Source organism: Schauerella aestuarii, assembly GCF_009866805.1.
Taxonomy (GTDB): domain Bacteria; phylum Pseudomonadota; class Gammaproteobacteria; order Burkholderiales; family Burkholderiaceae_B; genus Schauerella; species Schauerella aestuarii.
The window spans coordinates 473877-491046 of the sequence record NZ_SIZW01000041.1 but is presented as its reverse complement, the minus strand read 5'-3'; the positions used below and the strand labels follow the sequence as shown (position 1 = coordinate 491046).

Annotated in this window: 16 protein-coding genes; 6 read left to right on the top strand and 10 right to left on the bottom strand. The window is 62.3% G+C overall.

Going from position 1 to position 17170, the window contains the following annotated elements; translation table 11 throughout:
• Positions 1-103 precede the first annotated feature (103 nt).
• Entirely contained in the window at positions 104-1273 is a 1170-nt protein-coding gene (locus EYW45_RS13150) for an MFS transporter (protein WP_328703640.1), read from the bottom strand.
• Positions 1274-1540: 267 nt separating this feature from the next.
• Between EYW45_RS13150 and EYW45_RS13145 the strand changes: the two genes are divergently transcribed.
• The gene (locus EYW45_RS13145) at positions 1541-2104 is read left to right on the top strand and encodes a TetR/AcrR family transcriptional regulator (protein WP_235939024.1); all 564 of its coding nucleotides are present in this window, start codon (positions 1541-1543) and stop codon (positions 2102-2104) included.
• Between the two features lie 120 nt (positions 2105-2224).
• Here EYW45_RS13145 and EYW45_RS13140 read toward each other — a convergent pair whose 3' ends face one another.
• The gene (locus EYW45_RS13140) at positions 2225-3223 is read right to left on the bottom strand and encodes a Bug family tripartite tricarboxylate transporter substrate binding protein (protein WP_161135847.1); all 999 of its coding nucleotides are present in this window, start codon (positions 3221-3223) and stop codon (positions 2225-2227) included.
• A gap of 208 nt (positions 3224-3431) precedes the next feature.
• Here EYW45_RS13140 and EYW45_RS13135 point away from each other — a divergent pair, with 208 nt between their 5' ends.
• Complete coding sequence (locus tag EYW45_RS13135) at positions 3432-4172, top strand: FadR/GntR family transcriptional regulator (RefSeq protein WP_161135846.1); 741 nt, start codon at positions 3432-3434, stop codon at positions 4170-4172.
• 155 nt (positions 4173-4327) lie between these two features.
• Here the strand turns inward: EYW45_RS13135 and EYW45_RS13130 are convergent, their stop codons facing one another.
• Entirely contained in the window at positions 4328-5872 is a 1545-nt protein-coding gene (locus tag EYW45_RS13130; protein WP_161135845.1) for a tripartite tricarboxylate transporter permease, read from the bottom strand.
• Positions 5873-5878: 6 nt separating this feature from the next.
• Positions 5879-6352 carry a tripartite tricarboxylate transporter TctB family protein gene (locus tag EYW45_RS13125; protein WP_235939023.1) on the bottom strand — a complete coding sequence of 158 codons (474 nt, stop codon included), beginning with the start codon at positions 6350-6352 and terminating at the stop codon, positions 5879-5881.
• Between the two features lie 319 nt (positions 6353-6671).
• On the opposite strand from EYW45_RS13125, the gene EYW45_RS13120 reads away from it, so the two are divergent.
• Complete coding sequence (locus EYW45_RS13120; protein WP_202444698.1) at positions 6672-7574, top strand: DMT family transporter; 903 nt, start codon at positions 6672-6674, stop codon at positions 7572-7574.
• Between the two features lie 51 nt (positions 7575-7625).
• Here the strand turns inward: EYW45_RS13120 and EYW45_RS13115 are convergent, their stop codons facing one another.
• Both EYW45_RS13115 and EYW45_RS13110 read right to left on the bottom strand, forming a co-directional pair.
• A complete protein-coding gene (locus EYW45_RS13115; protein WP_235939022.1) occupies positions 7626-8279 on the bottom strand; it encodes a CDP-alcohol phosphatidyltransferase family protein in 654 nt (217 codons plus the stop codon).
• Positions 8280-8405: 126 nt separating this feature from the next.
• A complete protein-coding gene (locus EYW45_RS13110; protein WP_161135844.1) occupies positions 8406-9383 on the bottom strand; it encodes a FecR family protein in 978 nt (325 codons plus the stop codon).
• Between the two features lie 299 nt (positions 9384-9682).
• On the opposite strand from EYW45_RS13110, the gene EYW45_RS13105 reads away from it, so the two are divergent.
• The gene (locus tag EYW45_RS13105) at positions 9683-10243 is read left to right on the top strand and encodes a 5'-3'-deoxyribonucleotidase (RefSeq protein WP_161135843.1); all 561 of its coding nucleotides are present in this window, start codon (positions 9683-9685) and stop codon (positions 10241-10243) included.
• A 21-nt stretch (positions 10244-10264) separates the two neighbouring features.
• On the opposite strand, the gene EYW45_RS13100 is transcribed toward EYW45_RS13105, so the two are convergent.
• The 3 genes from EYW45_RS13100 to ilvD all read right to left on the bottom strand — a co-directional run bounded on the left by EYW45_RS13100 (position 10265) and on the right by ilvD (position 14756).
• The gene (locus EYW45_RS13100) at positions 10265-11107 is read right to left on the bottom strand and encodes an oxidoreductase (RefSeq protein WP_161135842.1); all 843 of its coding nucleotides are present in this window, start codon (positions 11105-11107) and stop codon (positions 10265-10267) included.
• 48 nt (positions 11108-11155) lie between these two features.
• Positions 11156-12607 (bottom strand): MFS transporter, encoded by a 1452-nt coding sequence (locus tag EYW45_RS13095; protein WP_407924917.1) that lies wholly within the window; start codon positions 12605-12607, stop codon positions 11156-11158.
• A 286-nt stretch (positions 12608-12893) separates the two neighbouring features.
• On the bottom strand, positions 12894-14756 hold the full coding sequence (ilvD, locus tag EYW45_RS13090) for a dihydroxy-acid dehydratase (RefSeq protein WP_161135841.1): 1863 nt from the start codon (positions 14754-14756) through the stop codon (positions 12894-12896).
• A 295-nt stretch (positions 14757-15051) separates the two neighbouring features.
• On the opposite strand from ilvD, the gene EYW45_RS13085 reads away from it, so the two are divergent.
• Positions 15052-15639 (top strand): GNAT family N-acetyltransferase, encoded by a 588-nt coding sequence (locus EYW45_RS13085; protein ID WP_161136238.1) that lies wholly within the window; start codon positions 15052-15054, stop codon positions 15637-15639.
• A gap of 106 nt (positions 15640-15745) precedes the next feature.
• A complete protein-coding gene (locus tag EYW45_RS13080; protein WP_161135840.1) occupies positions 15746-16309 on the top strand; it encodes a hypothetical protein in 564 nt (187 codons plus the stop codon).
• A gap of 65 nt (positions 16310-16374) precedes the next feature.
• On the opposite strand, the gene queC is transcribed toward EYW45_RS13080, so the two are convergent.
• The gene (gene queC / locus EYW45_RS13075) at positions 16375-17097 is read right to left on the bottom strand and encodes a 7-cyano-7-deazaguanine synthase QueC (RefSeq protein ID WP_161135839.1); all 723 of its coding nucleotides are present in this window, start codon (positions 17095-17097) and stop codon (positions 16375-16377) included.
• Positions 17098-17170: the final 73 nt, after the last annotated feature.

Below are 17170 nucleotides of genomic sequence, written 5' to 3'. Positions count from 1 at the left end.
ACACGCGTCGCGGCAAGTGGCTCAGCCAGAGGATGGCGGCCGCTTGCGCCCACCGATCAAAACGAAAAGCGCAGTCCCTGACTGCGCTTTTTGCTTTCATGCTTCAATGCCCGACAGCGGCCGGGCCGCCGCGGCGCACGCCAGGCCGGAAGGCATGCGATCGCGCCTGCCAGGCAATGACGAGTGCGATCGCGATCAGGATCGTCAACGTCCAGGGAAACGCACCCACGCCCACGGAGCCGAGCAGCATCCCGCCCATGACGCCGCCTCCCGCAATCGCCGCATTCCAGGCGACCACATTCATCGACATGGCCACGTCGGCACCGCTTCCGGCCGCATCGGCCAGTGCCGTCTGGAGCAACGTGGCCGCGCCACCGAATGTGATCCCCCACACGGCCACACCGATGTAGATCACGATGGGGGATCGCGCACCGAAGCCAAACAGAAGCGCGGTCAGGGCAAATGCCGCGAGGCTGGCCAACACGGTGGCACGCAAATGCTTATCCACAAGCATGCCGGCAAACCAGATGCCGACGAGCGCTGCCACACCGAAGGTCAGCAGCACAAGGTCGATCCGCTCGCCAAGCCCTGCGGGCGCCACAAACGGGGCGATGTAGGTGTAGAGCATGTTGTGCGCCAGCATCCAGGCGATCACGACGGCGAGCACAGGCCTGACCCCGGGACGGGTGAACACTTCTCGCAGAGGCAGGCGCTCGTGCGCGGATTGTCCGGGATAGTCAGGGACCTTGGCGATCACCCACACGATCAAGAGCAGCGCCAACCCTGACATGATCCAGAATGCGGTTTGCCAACCCACGATCGACCCCATCAGGGTGCCCAGGGGTACACCCAGGGATAAGGCAATCGGGGTGCCGACCATCGCGACGGCCAAGGCACGACCTTGCTGATGCGGTGCGACCATGCGTCGGGCGTAACCCGCGATCAGGCTCCAGGCGAGCCCCGCTGCAACACCTGCAAAGAAGCGGGCGACCAACGTCAGCACATAGTGGCTGGAAAGCGCAGTGATCGAATTGAAGATGAAGAAGCCGACGATGGTCAACAGCAGAACATTGCGCCGCCGCCAGCCGCGCGTCGCGATCGTCAACGGAATGGCTGCCAGCAACGAACCCAGCGCATAAGCCGTCACCATCTGACCCGTGATCGCCTGACTGATGCCAAGGCCTGAACTGATCTGCGGCAGGAGTCCTGCGGGCAACGTCTCCATCACGATGCAAATGAAGCCCGTCATGGCCAGAGCCAATAGCGCGGCCATGGGTAAGCGATCCGGCGTTGCCGCTGCCGTCTGGATGGAAGAATGATTCACAAGGGAATGTCCTATCGAAGGGGTGGGCCCATCGCACCTGAAGCGCATTGAGTCTGGACTACATATATATCGATCGGTATAAATGTAGGCTGCCGGTTCGACGCTCGTCAAGGACTTTTGTATCGAGTAGTATTTAAGTCATGACAAACGGAGGCCACGATGGCACAGATGGGTCGCCCCAGAACATTCGACCGACAGCAGGCTGTCGAGCAAGCGATGCATCTTTTCTGGGAACAGGGTTACGAGGTCACATCGCTGAGCCAGCTGAAAGCCGGCATTGGCGGCGGCATCTCCAGCCCCAGCTTCTACGCTGCATTCGGCTCGAAGGAAGCCTTGTATGCGGAGGCGGTGCAGTGTTACCTGGACACCTACGCACGCGTCACGGATTGCCTCTGGGACGATGACCTTGCTCCGAGGGCGGCCGTCGAGCTTGCGCTGCGCCGCTCCACGAAAATGCAGTGTGAGCCGGGGCATCCCAAGGGCTGCATGGTGACATTGGGCACCATGAGCGCGCCCAGCCCTGCGCACGCGCATCTGACCCAGCCGCTGGCGGCGTCGCGCGCGCGAACGCTTCAAGGATTCGTGCGATGCGTCGAACGCGGCGTGACCGCGGGCGAGCTCGACGAGCGCACCAATGCCCGCGCCATGGGCATCGCGTTCAACAGTTTTCTGCTGGGGGTGGCGGTGTCCGCCAGAGACGGTGTGAAGCTCGCGGTGCTCAACGCGGCGATCGCCACGCTCATGAGCCTGTGGGACGCCGCGCGTGCAGGTAAGACTTGAGTGGGGGCCTAGCGGATCGATAAGAGCGGGGCTGACGCCAATGACGCCAATGACGCCCTCCCCGCCCACGCAGGTCTACTGCGTCTGGATCTACGACGCCTTGATTTACTGGGCCGTGATTTACTGCGTCTTGATGTTGCCGTCCTTGATGACCTTGGCCCACTTCGCCTGCTCGGTCTTCTGGAAAGCCGCGAATTGCTCGGGCGTATTGACGGTGTACTCCAGGCCCAGCGCGTCCATCTTCGCGCGCACATCCGGCTTGGCAATGATCGTGGTCAGCGCTTTATTGAGCCTGTCCACCACCGGCTTGGGCGTGCCGGCCGGCGCGTAAATGCCTTGCCAACTGCTCACGTCGAAGCCCGGCACGCCGGCCTCCTGCATCGTGGGCACGTCAGGCATCACCTGCGTCCGCTTGGCCGAGGTCACGGCAAGTGCACGGATCTTGCCGCTGGCGATGTGCGGCAACGCGACCAATGCGGTTTCGAACGACATCGGAATTTGTCCACCGATCAAATCCTGCACCGCCGGTGCGCTGCCGCGATACGGCACGTGCGTGAGTTGTGCGCCGGTGAGCAACTTGAACACTTCACCGGACAAATGCTGCGAGGTGCCTTGCCCCGCCGAGCCGAAGGCCAGCGTGTCGGGCTTCGCCTTGGCCGCGTCGATCACGTCCTTGACCGTTTTGTAAGGCTGCGCCTCACCCACGATCAGCACATTGCTGATGCTGCCCAGGAGAATGATCGGCGCAAAGTCGCGCGCCGCATCGTAGGCGATGTTGGGCAACAGAGCAGGATTGATGGCGTTGGTGGCGATGGTGCCCAACAGCAGCGTGTAGCCGTCGGCTTCCGACTTGGCCACGCTATCGGCACCCAGCACGCCACCCGCGCCGCCCTTGTTTTCCACCACGATCGTCTGGTTCAACTCACCCTGCATTTCCTTGGCCAGCGTACGCGCCAGCACATCGGACGTGCCGCCGGCCGCGAACGGCACCACAAGGCGAATCGGCTTGGCGGCTGGCCATGCATCGGCCGCATTGGCGGTAAAGGCGGCGGTGGACGCTGCAGTCAACGCGCCTGTCAGGGCCAGGGCGCGCACAGTCGCCTTAAACGGAAATGCCATTTTGTCTCCTAAAGAAATTGCCCGATTTTGTCGGTTGTCGTACGACTATATTTCCCGATTACGGCAGAATCGTCAATAACCTTTGCAAAATCCGGCTAAAACGGGCCTCTTAGTCAAGTTGTATCGTCAATCGTTGTATGACGACAGAACAAGTCAGCAGGGTTCCGTTACACTCCAGCTGCCTGACGGCAATATCGGAGTAGTAGCCATGGATGCCCGTTCCCCCACTTTCCCCCGCAAGCCGCGCAATCTGGCGCAAGCCTTGGTCGACGAGCTGACCGGGCGCGTTCGCAGCGGCACTTTGGCGCCGGGCGACAAGTTGCCTACCGAGGCGGAGATCATGCGCGAGTTCGGCGTGAGCCGAACGGTCGTGCGTGAGGCGATCTCGAAGCTTCAAGCGGCAGGATTGATGCAGACCCGGCATGGCGTGGGCACGTTCGTCAACGCACTGGGTGAGAGCGCCCCCTTTCGCATCGGTGCCGAACAACTCGCCACCATCAACGATGTGATTGCGATGCTCGAGTTGCGTATCGGACTGGAAGCCGAGGCCGCGTCGCTCGCGGCCCTGCGTCGCACCGATGCCAATCTTCAGGCGATGCGCGATGCGCAAGCGGCCTTTCATCATGCCGTGCGCAATGGCGAAGATGCCGTGGTCGCCGATTTTCAGTTTCATCTCGAGATTGCGCGCGCCACGCAAAACGTGCACTTCAGTTCGATGCTCGGCGCGCTCGGTGCCACGGTGATTCCGCGATCGCGGCTGGCGCAGACGGTGCCCGGCGACACCAGTCCCACGTCTTATCTGGAGAAGGTGTACGTGGAGCACGAAAGCATCCTTTCGGCCATTGCCAGCCACGATCCCGAATCGGCCCGCACAGCCATGCGCATTCACTTGGCCAACAGCCGCGAGCGGCGACGGCTGTTGAGCTCGTTGTCGCAAGACGAGCATTAAGCGATCGCGCGCGTTACGCATCCTGCCGCGCAGCCCTACGCCGCCAAGACACAACACACGTCGCCGCGCACAAAAAAAACTGCCGAGAGCGAAACGCCCTCGGCACAAAACCCACACGCGTGAGCGTGATCCAAAAAAATCGTGTGGCCGGCGAACTATTCCTGTTGTCCCTCGACCTTGGGCACTTGCGGCAGCAGGTTCGACGTTTTGGTTTTTCCCTTCCGAGCGAACGACCACAACTGCACGAGAATCAGCAAAGCACTCGCGGCAATGAAGCACGCGCTGATCGGGCGCTCCACGAACACCGTCATGCTGCCGCGCGAGAGCAATAATGCCCGCCTGAAATTCTCCTCCACCATCGGGCCGAGCACGAAGCCAAGCAGGATGGGCGCGACGGAGAAGTTCAACGTCATCAATACTGCGCCAATGATGCCGAACGCCAGCACTTCCCAGATCTGAAAGAGACTGTTCTGCGTGCTGTACACCCCCACCGCAATGAAGAACAGCGCCGAGGGAAACAGAAACCGGTATGGCACCCGCAGCAGTTTTACCCACACACCGATCAACGGCACGTTCAGGATGATGAGCAGCACATTGCCCACCCAGAAACTGGCGATCAGGCCCCAGAACATATCGGGGTGTTCGGTAATCAACTGCGGACCCGGCTGGATGCCCTGAATCAGCAACGCGCCCAGAATCAACGCCATCACGGCATCGCCGGGGATACCCAGACTCATCGTCGGGATGAAGTCGACCTGCGTTTTCGAATGCGACGAGGCTTCGGGTGCCGCGACCCCGGCGATCATGCCGGTGCCGAACTTCTCCGGCGTTTTCGACACCTTGCGTTCGAGCGCGTAGGCGATGAACGTGGTGATGGTCGGGCCCGTGCCGGGCATGGCGCCAAACAGCGTCCCCACCAATGTGCCGCGCACCATCGGGAAAAATGCCTCCTTCATCTCGGCTCGGCTCGGCCGCATATCGCGCAGACGCAGCTTCATGCCGCCACCGATGGCCGTCATGCGATTGACGCTCATCAGAAAGTCGGCCACGCCGAACAGGCCCATCGAGATCGCCACGAGTTCCAGGCCATCGGACACGTCGATCAAGCCAAACGAAAAGCGGATCGTGCCTGTGTTCACATCGGTGCCGACCACGCCGCACATCAGCCCGAACAGCGTCATCGCCACGCCTTTCAGCGGTGATCCGCGCGACATCGTGGCGCCGGCGAGCAAGCCCAGCAACATGATCGAGAAAATTTCGGTGGGCCCGAACTTGAACGCCACTTCCACCAGCAAAGGCGACGCGAAGATCATCACGATGATGCCGACCGAGGCGGCAAAGAACGAGGAGATCATCGTGATGCCGAGCGCCGTCCCCCCCTTGCCCATCTTGGTCATCGGATACCCATCCAGACACGTCACGGCATGCGGCGGATGCGAGGGCAGGTTGAGCAGAATGGCGCCGATGGCGCCGCCATATTGCGAACCGTAGAAGATGCCGGCGAGCATCAGAATGGCAGGCACCGGCTGCATCACGTAGGTCAGCGGCAGCAGGATCGAAATGGCGGACAGCGCGCCCATGCCGGGCAACACGCCAATGAGATTGCCCACCAGCACGCCAAAGAACGACCACAGGAGGTTATGCCATTGAAAGGCAACACCGAAGCCGTACCAGAGATCGAGAAGCGATTGTTGGATCATGATGGCTCAACCGAAACGGAACAGGGGCAACTGCAGTTGCAGCGCCCACCAGAAAACGACGACGGCAATGGCCGACATGCACACCGCCAGAAGGGCCGCCTGCACGATGCTGTTGCTGCGGTCGCCCAGTGCCGAGATGAAGACGATGGCAAATGTCGCCGGCAGCAAGCCGCCGTATTTTCCGAAGAGCAGAAAGGCGAGAATGCCCAGCAGAATGCATACGCTGCCACGCATATCGGGGATCGCCGAGTGATGACCCGGAGGGGGTGCTTCGGGCTGACCGGAGCGTGCCGAAAACGCGATCATTGCGCCCACGATGGCCAGAAGCACACCCAACGCGGCGGGAAAATAGCCCGGCCCCATGTGCGCCAACGTACCGATGTGGTAGCTCATCGCCGCCGTCACCGCCCCTACGCCGATGAGCACCATCAGCGCCCCGCCGTAATAGTCTTTCTTGAACTTTGTCGTGGTTGATTCCATGTTGCTCTCCTCCATCCTCAGGCCCGCAACGAGCCGTGGCGATATGCGCCGGTTCCGGCGCCGGCCCTAACTGTCATGGCCGCGATCGAAGATTAGAGAGTCAAGCTACCAACCCGCTTTCTGTCCGTTGTCAACTGCCTGAATCCAAGGGTTATCACTGACACGGGACTGACGTCGCGCCAGCGAAAAATGCGGTCTAGCTTTCAAAACGCGCATTCGATGAAAGCTTCACACCCGCCAGGCTTCCCCACCGAACGCTGAACACGAGACGCTTCGCACAGATCGCACGACGTCATCGACCGCGTGGTCTAATCCCGGCGTGCAGCCCTCAAACACCTCCCGTCGCGCCTACTTCCTTCTGATCGTCACGACCCTGTTCTGGGGTGGCAACATGGTGGCCGCGCGCATGGCTGTGGGCGAGATCTCGCCGATGGCACTGAGTTTTTTCCGTTGGCTGATCTGCGCCGTGTCGCTGATCGTCATTGCCCGCCGCGACGTCGCCACGCACTGGCGCGCCCTACTGCCGCATTGGAAGTTGATCCTGCCGATGGCGATCGGCGGCATGACGGCATACGGCAATCTGCTTTACGTGGCGGCCAGCCATACGTCGGGCATCAACCTGTCGATCATTCAGGGCGCCATACCGGTATTCGTGCTGATCGGCGCCTTCCTGTTCCAGCGCAAGCGCACAAACGCGCTCACGTTGGCTGGCGTCGCGCTCACCCTGGTCGGTATCTTGTATATGGCCACGCGCGGTCATCTCGAAGCGCTCACCACGCTGCAATTCAATATCGGCGACATTTACGTGGTCATTGCCGGGATCTGCTATGCGGGCTATGCGCTGGGCCTGCCGCATCGCCCGGCGGTGCCGGCGATCGTGTTCTTCACCGCACTCGCATGCGTGGGAATGGTAGCGAGCTTGCCGCTGTTTCTGATCGAAGCGGCATCCGGCGATCTCATGATGCCCGCCACACCCAAGGCGTTTGCGATCGTGATGTACATCGGCCTGGGACCATCATTCATCGCGCAGCTGCTGTTCATGCGGGGTGTGGCCTTGATCGGCCCAAGCCGCGCCGGCTTGTTCATCAATCTGGTGCCGATCTTCGGCGCCATCATGTCCGTCCTGATCCTGGGCGAACCCTTTGCGAGCTATCACGCCGTGGCGTTGGCTTGCGTGCTGGGCGGTATTTTCCTGGCCGAACGCAAAAGACCGGCGGCATGAAAAAGGGCGGACATCATGTCCGCCCTTTTTCCGTATGTATTTATGCTGGGATTAAAACTTCGGGATGCGCAGCGTGCGGCTGATCATCAACGTACCGGAGAGCACGAACAGCAGGCTCAACGGGTGCAGATCCCATGGGCCGATCGCCATGATGCCACCCCACAGCGCCTCGCCCAACCGGCCCTGCCAAGCTGCCCACGCCAGCACGCCGGTAATGACCACGCTGGTGGGAATCGGCGTGCCTTCGAAGTAGCTCACCTTGCCGCTTTCACCGGACATCGATTCGGCCGTGACGTTATAGCGGGCCAGTCGGCTCACACCGCAGCACACGAAATAGATCATGCCGACCACATCCCAGCCGCCGTGCATGCCGGACGCAAAGCCTAACGCGGCGGGTGCCACGCCGAACGAAATCACGTCGGCCAGCGAATCGAGCTCGCGACCCAATGCCGAATGCTGCTGCCGCCACCGTGCGATACGCCCGTCCAGCACGTCGAACGCAAAGGCAGCGGGCGCCATCACGGCCGCCGCCAGAAAGTGCTGCGGATTTTGCGTGACCAGATAGACCATCGCGAGAAAGACGCCGGCCACGCCGCAGGCGGCATTGCCCAGCGTAAAGAAATCCGCGAGGTGAAACTCGCGGATCATTGAAAAGTGGCGGCGGCGCGGCTTTTCCTGCACCTCGGCGCTGTGGTCGGCTGGCATATCTACTCCTTGAATACGTCGATCTGAATGCGTCGATCCCGTAACGGGTTCGACGATAGCTTGCACGTCGCGTGCCTTGACTGTCGGCATTCAGCATTGCGAAACAAAATGCGTCGCCGCCCGGGACTAGCGTGAGACGAGTTCAACCCAATAGCGCGTCACGTAGCGCGTGCGAATGGGATAGGTGGCTTGCAACGTGCCCAACACCCGATCGGTATCCTCGACCGGAAACACACCCGTCACCTTCAGGTCGGCGACATCGCCACCACAGCGCACCACACCGCGGCGATAGCGGGTGAGTTCGGCGGCAACATCCTGCAGGCGCATATCCTGGGCGATCAGGAGCCCATGCGTCCAGGCCAGCACGCGGTTGTCGGCCGGCACCGGCGGCGTGTCCTCCAACCCGGGACCCAACTCAGCTTGCCATCCTCCCAGCAGCATGCGCGATCCTGCCGCACCCGGGCGGCTGTCTACCAAAGTGGCGGATCCTGACAGAACCGCGACCCGAGTGCGGCCCTCGTCCTGCCGTACGGCGAAATGACTATTGGCGGCATCGATCTGCCCTTGCGCCGTGACGACGACGAAGGGACGGGCCGCCAACGCGCGATCGGGCGCGACGCGAACGCTGATCTCACCGCGCGTAAGCACAATCGTGCGACGCGTAGCATCGAAACGCACATCCACTGAGGTATCGGTATTCAGGATCAGGACGCTGCCGTCCTGCAACACGACCTCGCGCCGCGCGCCCACGCCCGTGTGGTAATCGGCGAGCCACTCGCGCCAGGGCAACACATAGCTCCCACCCACGCCGGCCGCGCCGATCATGGCGACGCCCAGCGCGGCGCGGCCAAGCCATTGACGGCGCGTAGGGCTGGGCGCAGCACTTTCCTGTTCGAAATAGGCGCCCGCACGCTGGGCATACACATGCAGCATGCGCTCGGCGGCGTCACCCGCTGCGCGATGGGCGGGGCTTTGGTCACGCCAGGCCTCGAACGCCCGGCGACGGGGCGACCCCGGATAACCGGTCTCGAGCGGCACCATGCCGGCCGCTTCGATCAGCAGCGCTTCTTCTGCCTGAAAATCAGGCCGGTCGCTCGCAGTCATCGCTATGTAAACCAAAAAGAGGGCGTACAGCAGCGGCGCGCATGCCCCTGCTGGAGTAACAAAATGGAACAATTTTGATTCTAAACGTTCTATGCGCTAATTGCACGCACTCTGTGGCTATCGTGCCGCATTCCGTCCGTAACGGCGCCAACCCGGACGCCTTCGGCACACTAGTTCGGTGTTCGGCCCGCTTCATCGTCGTCGTCTGCGCACCCGAAGCAGGCCGCGTGGGCAGTGCCGCGCATAGGCCTTGGCCGGGTTTAGTAAGATCGCAGCCTCCATTCACTGCGGCCACTCCCATGTTGATCTTGCTGGACCAGGACGGCGTCCTTGCCGATTTCGAGCATGCATTCCTCGCGGCGTGGGCCACGCATTACCCCGAGATCCCGCCGGTGGCCTACGAGGACCGGCGGTCGTTCAAGATTCTCGACGACTACCCGCCCGCCTTGCGGGGCAAAGCCGAGGCGATCTATACGGCACCCGGTTTCATTCGCGATCTGCCACCGGTTCCGGGCGCGGTCGAGGCCTTTCATGCGCTCCTGGCCATGGGCTGGGATGTGCGCATCTGCACCTCGCCGCTCACGCAATATGAAAATTGCGTGGCGGAGAAGTATCAGTGGGTAGAGCGCCACCTGGGCCGCGAGGCCACCCAGCGCATGATCCTCACGCGCGACAAAACGCTGGTGCGGGGCGACCTCATCATCGACGACAAACCCCGCATTGAAGGCGCCGTGAAGCCGTCCTGGCGGCACATCATTTATGACGCGCCCTACAATCGCGAGGAGACCGAGGCAACACGGCTGACCTGGCAGAATTGGCGCAATGTGCTGGCCGGCGAGCTCTACCGTGGCGACTACTGACGCGATGAAAGGGCTGCGCGCTTAAGTCGATGCCTGATCGAAATCAGTGTCAATCGAGATCTTGCGCCAGGCATCGATGTCCTTGCGCAATGCCGCCAACTTGCGCTCGGCACTCGCATGCGCACGTGGACCAAGCGGTAGATGCAGCGGTGGATCCTCTGCGTCGATCGCCTGCATCATCACTGCGACGGCCTTGACCGGATCGCCCGACTGGCGCCCGTCGTTGCCGTCGCGATAGGCGCGGGCCGCGCCTGCGGTCGCTGAATAGTCCTCAATTCGCTGCCTGGCGACCGCAATCGAGCGTCCCAGAAATGCAGTGCGAAACGGGCCAGGCTCGACAATGAGCACGCGTATGCCCATCGGCGCCACTTCCTGCGCGAGCGCTTCCGACAGGCCTTCCACCGCGAACTTGGTGGCGTTGTAATAGCCGTGCCCGCCCGTGCCGATCAGACCGGCGCCTGATGACAGGTTGACGATCCTGCACCCGCCCGAGCGCCGCATCAGCGGCAACGCCGCACGTGTCGTTTCGATCAAGCCGAACAGGTTCACATCGAAAAGCGGACGATACTCGCCTGGAACCGCTTCCTCGATGGCACCCATGAATCCGTGACCGGCGTTATTGACCAACACGTCCAGTCTGCCGAATACCTCGGCAGTCAATGCCACCGCTGCATGGATCGACGCCGAGTCGGTGACGTCCAGGGCGGCAACGCGCAGCGTATCCGGGAATCGGCTCGCCAGGTCGCGCAGCGCTCCGGGGTCCCGTGCCGTCGCCACGACATTGTCGCCACGTGCCGCCGCCTTTTCCGCCAGATGGCGACCGAAGCCGCCAGAGCATCCAGTGATCAACCACGTCTTTGTCATGCGTTTCTCCTTTCGCTCAATCTTGAGCTTCCGTACATCGATGAGGACCTAAATGTTCTGGCGTTTCCAACTCAGTCGTGCTGCCAATGCCAGCGACGCGCCGATGGCCAGTGAAGCCACTGCAAAGGCAAGCCGCACATCGTGAGCGCTGGCACCATCAGGTGCGATGGCAACGAATAGTCCGCCGAACACGGCAACGCTCACCGCAGCGCTGATCTGCAAGGTGGCGCTGACCAAGCCCGAAGCCAGTCCGGCCCAACGTGTTTCGACATGGTCCACGTTCATGCGCACCAGCGCAGGAAGAGCGATACCCTGCCCGACGCCGGTGAGGAACAAGGGCAGCGCAAGCCATGACGACTCGCCGGCGAACGCCAGCGTTGCGACCAAGACCAGACCGAGCACCTCCAGAACCATGCCAAAGCTGGCGGTACGCGAACCCAGTCGCCGGGCGATGTATGCGCTGCACAACGGACCGAGTAAAAATCCGACGCCGAGCGGCAGGATGGCCAGGCCGGCTGCCAATGCATCGTGTCCCAGGCCGGCCTGTTCATACACGGCAAATACCAGGAAGAACGCAGCGAGCGCATAGAAGAAGAAGGTCGATGCCAGAGTGCGTTGCAATCCACGCACGGCCAGAAGTGAGGGGCGTACCAGAGGCGTCCTGCCGGCGCGCTCTTGCGCCTTTTCATACTGCCAAAAGAGCGATAACGTCGGTAGGCTAAGGACCAGCGGCACTGTGCACCACCACGGCCAGTGACGTTCCTGCCCTTCGATAAGTGGCACCACAAGCGCCAGCAAGCCCACCGCCAGCAGCAATGCTCCCGGCACGTCCAGACGAGGCGAACGCTCGGCCCGGCTTTCCGACAGCAGCACCATTGCAGCAGGAACGGCCACGATGATGATGGGAAGGTTGATCAGGAAAATGCTGCGCCACCCCAGCCCCCATGGACTTGCCGAGACCAGCACACCCCCCAGCAGTTGTCCACCCACCGAGGCCAGGCCGAATGTCGCACCGTAAAGACTGAGCGCGCGATTCTTCTCGGCTGCCGGAAAGAGGGCGTGTATCGATGCCAATGATTGCGGCGCCATGATCGCCGCCGAAATTCCTTGCAACAGGCGACCGACGACGAGCATGCCCGGCGACGGTGCCAAGCCACACAATACTGAGGCGACGCCAAAGCCAAGCATGCCTGCAATGAAGACACGCTTGCGGCCATAGAGATCGCCTAAACGACCGCCCAGGATCAGGGTGACAGCATAGGCCGCGGCATACACCGAGATCACCAACTGCGAGACGTCGGCAGAGGCTTGCAGAGCGGTTCGCATGGCCGGCAAGGATACGTTGACGATGAAGAAATCCAGCGGCGGCAGGAGCGTGCCCGTCAGCAGGACGACCAAGACGAGCCAGCGGCGGGCGTCCGGGGCTGCCGTCCCAGCGGCTCGAATCGATGCCGTCATGAGGGGGGCGCTTTCAACAACCTGCCGAGCTTGAATATTCATGTGCGTTGGCTCCAATTCAGACTTGCCTGGCATCGGTGCACAGGCGGTCCACGCGGACATTCGTCATGGAGGCGGATCATGAGCCAAACAGTATTGTTCGAACACTGATATCCATGAATATTCTGAGTACACTTTTGTACGGATGGGCGCGGCGCGAACTGGCGCACCTTCTCGCCTTGCTGACAGTGGCGACGCAGAGCTGGTGTCAGCCTGGAATAGAAAAAGGGTGGCGTATCGCCACCCTTTCCTTCGCTTCGTTATGGGTCCAGTCTCGGGCCCGCTGCGGTCAGCCGCGCTTGAGTTGCGACACGTCGCGCACCGCACCGCGGTCGGCGCTGGTCGCCAATGCGGCGTACGCCTGCAAGGCCTGCGACACATAACGCTCGCGGCCGATCGGCTGCCATGCGTCGGCGCCGCGTGCTGCCATCGCAGCGCGGCGCGCGACCAGGGTGGCGTCGTCAACGCCCAAGGCGATGCGACGATTGGGGATGTCGATCTCGATGGCGTCGCCGTCTTCCACCAGCCCGATCGTGCCACCTTCGGCCGCTTCCGGCGAGGCGTGGCCGATCACCAAGCCTGACGAACCGCCGGAAAAACGCCCGTCGGTAAACAGCGCGCACTGCTTGCCCAGACCCTTGGACTTGAGATACGACGTGGGGTACAGCATCTCCTGCATGCCGGGCCCACCCTTGGGCCCCTCGTAGCGGATGACGACCACGTCGCCCGGTTGCACCACGTCGCCCAGAATGGCTTCGACCGCATCGTCCTGGCTTTCGAATACGCGCGCACGACCGCTGAACACCCATTGGCTTTCATCGACGCCGGCCGTTTTCACAATGCAGCCCTTCTCGGCGATATTGCCGTACAGCACGGCCAGGCCGCCGTCTTTCGAATAGGCGTTGGGCACGCTGCGGATGCAGCCGTCCTTGCGGTCGAGATCAAGCGTCAGGAACGTTTGATCCTGGCTGAACGCCACCTGCGTGGGCACGCCGCCGGGCGCCGCACGATAGAACTTCTGCGCGGCTTCGCCGGCGCCGCCGTTGATGTCCCAGGCGGCGATCGCACCACCCAAGGTGCCGCTGTGCACGTTGCCGGTTGCCAGATCGAGCAAGCCGGCACGGCCCAACTCACCCAGGATGCCGATCACGCCACCGGCGCGATGCACGTCTTCGATATGGAACTTGTCGGTGAGCGGTGCCGCTTTGCACAGGCAAGGTACATTGCGCGAGATGCGATCGATGTCGGCCATGGTGAAGTCCACGCCCGCTTCCTGCGCAGCTGCCAGCAAATGCAGCACGGTGTTGGTCGAGCCGCCCATCGCCACATCCAGCGTCATTGCGTTCTCGAACGCCGAGCGCGATGCGATATTGCGCGGCAATACCGAGGCATCGTCCTGCTCGTAATAGCGTTTGCACAGTTCAACGACCAACGAGCCGGCGCGTTCGAACAAGCCACGGCGCCACGCGTGCGTGGCGACGATCGTGCCGTTACCCGGCAGGGCGAGGCCCAATGCTTCGGTCAGGCAGTTCATCGAATTGGCCGTGAACATACCGGAACAGGAACCGCACGTGGGGCACGCACTGCGTTCGACCGCCTCGACCTCGGCATCGCTGACCTTGGGGTCCGCGGCCTTGATCATGGCGTCGATCAGATCGATCTTGGCAATCACGCGGCCGTCGGTAGGCGACTTGACCTTGCCGGCCTCCATCGGGCCACCCGACACGAACACCACAGGGATGTTCAGGCGCATTGCCGCCATCAACATGCCCGGGGTGATCTTGTCGCAGTTCGAGATGCACACCATGGCGTCGGCACAATGCGCGTTGACCATGTACTCGACCGAATCGGCGATGAGTTCACGCGAGGGCAACGAGTACAGCATGCCGCCGTGGCCCATCGCGATGCCGTCGTCCACGGCGATGGTGTTGAATTCCTTGGCTACGCCGCCGGCCGCTTCGATCTGCTTGGCCACCAACGCGCCCAGGTCGCGCAGATGCACGTGGCCCGGTACGAACTGGGTGAACGAATTGACCACGGCAATGATGGGTTTGCCGAAGTCGCCGTCCGTCATGCCGGTGGCGCGCCAGAGAGCGCGGGCGCCGGCCATGTTGCGGCCATGGGTAGTCGTGCGTGATCGATAGTGCGGCATGATGGTCTGAGAAGCGGGAGAGTCGCGGGTGGAAAACCCGACATGATAGTGCGGCTTGACGCCGGACGCACATAGGCCTTGAAATGACGGCCGGCTTCCGTTTTACAGCGCGCTTTTAGGGATCCCTTCTTCGCTCCCCTGTTCAGTTGCCTGTGAAGTTGCTAGCTCACTGCTTGTTCAGGTCCTTTTTCAGTTGCTTGTTCAGTTGCTTGTTCAGTTGCTTGCTGACTTGGTTGCTCACCCGCCATCCACCGTCCTCTTTACTCTTTCTCAATCGCCTCTTACCTCAATCATGATGTGCGCTACTCCCAACAACGAAGCCACGCCGCATGATGCGTCGTCCCCTGGAGACGCACCGAGCGTGCGCGACGCCACCGATGCCGACCTCCCTGCGATCAAGGCGATCTATGCGCATCATGTGCTGCACGGCACGGGCTCATTCGAAACCGAGCCGCCGTCGATCGCAGAGATGGCGCAGCGCCGCGCCAATGTGCTCGGCCTTGGCTTGCCGTATCTGGTCGCAGAAAGCGTCGGCGAGATCGTCGGCTTCGCCTACGCCACCCATTACCGGCCACGTCCGGCCTATCGTCATACGGCGGAGGACTCGGTGTATATCAAACCCGGCATGACCGGGCGCGGCGTCGGCAGCCTGTTGCTGGCCGAGGTGATTACCCGATGCGAAGCCGGGGGCTGGCGACAGTTGATCGCCAACGTGGGCGACAGCGCCAACGCGGGCTCGCTCGCGCTGCATGCCCGCCATGGCTTTCGCACGGCAGGTACCTTGCAATCCGTAGGATTCAAGTTCGGGCGCTGGCTGGATACGGTGCTGATGCAACGCGACTTGGGCGCAGGCGATACGGCGCCGCCGGATCGGGGATCATGAGAAGTTTTCCCCGATCGCGCAATGCGCGCTACGCTAGCGCTTGACGCAGCAGGCATGCCACCTGCTTTGCCCGCTGCCTTCATTCGTCGATACTTGGAGAACGACCATGGCCCAAACCGTTATCGGCGTATTCGATTCGTATGACCGTGCGAACGAAACCTCGGCCGCGCTGGTGTATGCCGGCATTCACATCGAACATATCGACGTGCATGCGCGCGCTGCCACCACATCGCATGAGCTCGCTCCGCGCGAGCCGGGTTCGACCGATGCAGAAGCCGATGCGCATGCGCACCCCGAGCGCAGCGTGCTCGAAACCATCGAACACTTTTTCGCCAATATGTTTGGCCCCGACGATCGTTCTGAAGAAACCGGCCATTATCACGAGGCCATGCGCCGCGGTGGCGCGCTGGTGATCGTGGAAGTCGCCGACGAGGCGCAATTGCAAACCGCGACGACCGTGCTTCAACGGGCCGGCGCCATCGACATTGAGCAACAAGCCGAACATTGGGAAGCGGATGGCCACACCGGCTTCGATCGCGCCGCCGTGCCGTTCACGGTCGACGAAGCCGAAGCCGAGCGCCGCGCATTCGCCAAGGCACAGGCCGATAGCGTGGCCGATGGTCGTGAAGCGGGCAATCGTGCCGTGCGGGTGTACTCGCGGGATCGTTGATCCCCGAGCGTTACCGTCGATCATCACGCCTCGCTTGTTGAGCGTCAGGCGTCAAACGTCGAACGTCAGGCGGCCGACTTGGCCGCCTGCCAGCGCCCCCACCCCGCCGCGCGCAATGCACATGCGGGACAATGCCCACATCCGTAGCCCCAGGCGTGGCGCGCACCGCGCTCGCCCAGATAGCAGGTGTGGCTCTCCTCAACCACGATGTCCACCAGGGCCTGGCCGCCAAGCTGCTCGGCCAGCGCCCAGGTCTCGGCCTTGTCGATCCACATCAAAGGCGTCTCGATCGTGAGCCGGGCGCCCAGACCCAGCCCCAAGGCGACTTGCTGCGCCTTGATCGTGTCGTCGCGGCAATCCGGATAGCCTGAAAAATCGGTTTCGCACATTCCGCCCACGAGCACGTCGATCTGGCGCCGGTAGCCCAACGCAGCCGCCAGCGTCAGGAACATCAAATTGCGACCCGGCACGAAGGTGTTGGGCAGCCCATTGGCCTGCATTTCGATGGCGCGATCTTCGGTCATCGCCGTGCCGCCGATCTCACCCAGTACCGACAGATCCAGCAGATGATCGTCCCCCAATCGCTCAGCCCAATGCGGGTACTGCGCAACGATGGCAGCACGCACTTTCAGGCGGGCATCGAGTTCGATGCGATGGCGCTGGCCGTAGTCGAACGCGACCGTTTCGACGCGCGCATAGCGATCGAGCGCCCAGGCGAGGCAGGTGGTCGAATCCTGACCGCCCGAAAACAGGACGAGCGCACGGCGTGTGGATGGCAAGACAGACATATCGTTGAGCAGACGGCGACAGGGGGATAAAGACGAACTTTAACGTACACACGGCGACTTTCAACGTGCACAC

Bases quoted from the DNA above. Each gene is read 5' to 3' on its own strand.
- EYW45_RS13105 (WP_161135843.1), top strand. From the start codon at position 9,683: ATGTTGATCTTGCTGGACCAGGACGGCGTCCTTGCCGATTTCGAGCAT.
- EYW45_RS13140 (WP_161135847.1), bottom strand. From the start codon at position 3,223: ATGGCATTTCCGTTTAAGGCGACTGTGCGCGCCCTGGCCCTGACAGGC.
- EYW45_RS13085 (WP_161136238.1), top strand. From the start codon at position 15,052: ATGTGCGCTACTCCCAACAACGAAGCCACGCCGCATGATGCGTCGTCC.
- EYW45_RS13115 (WP_235939022.1), bottom strand. From the start codon at position 8,279: ATGCCAGCCGACCACAGCGCCGAGGTGCAGGAAAAGCCGCGCCGCCGC.
- EYW45_RS13095 (WP_407924917.1), bottom strand. From the start codon at position 12,607: ATGAATATTCAAGCTCGGCAGGTTGTTGAAAGCGCCCCCCTCATGACG.
- EYW45_RS13145 (WP_235939024.1), top strand. From the start codon at position 1,541: ATGCATCTTTTCTGGGAACAGGGTTACGAGGTCACATCGCTGAGCCAG.
- EYW45_RS13130 (WP_161135845.1), bottom strand. From the start codon at position 5,872: ATGATCCAACAATCGCTTCTCGATCTCTGGTACGGCTTCGGTGTTGCC.
- EYW45_RS13080 (WP_161135840.1), top strand. From the start codon at position 15,746: ATGGCCCAAACCGTTATCGGCGTATTCGATTCGTATGACCGTGCGAAC.
- ilvD (WP_161135841.1), bottom strand. From the start codon at position 14,756: ATGCCGCACTATCGATCACGCACGACTACCCATGGCCGCAACATGGCC.
- EYW45_RS13100 (WP_161135842.1), bottom strand. From the start codon at position 11,107: ATGACAAAGACGTGGTTGATCACTGGATGCTCTGGCGGCTTCGGTCGC.
- EYW45_RS13150 (WP_328703640.1), bottom strand. From the start codon at position 1,273: ATGGCCGCGCTATTGGCTCTGGCCATGACGGGCTTCATTTGCATCGTG.
- EYW45_RS13125 (WP_235939023.1), bottom strand. From the start codon at position 6,352: ATGGAATCAACCACGACAAAGTTCAAGAAAGACTATTACGGCGGGGCG.
- EYW45_RS13110 (WP_161135844.1), bottom strand. From the start codon at position 9,383: ATGACTGCGAGCGACCGGCCTGATTTTCAGGCAGAAGAAGCGCTGCTG.
- EYW45_RS13135 (WP_161135846.1), top strand. From the start codon at position 3,432: ATGGATGCCCGTTCCCCCACTTTCCCCCGCAAGCCGCGCAATCTGGCG.
- queC (WP_161135839.1), bottom strand. From the start codon at position 17,097: ATGTCTGTCTTGCCATCCACACGCCGTGCGCTCGTCCTGTTTTCGGGC.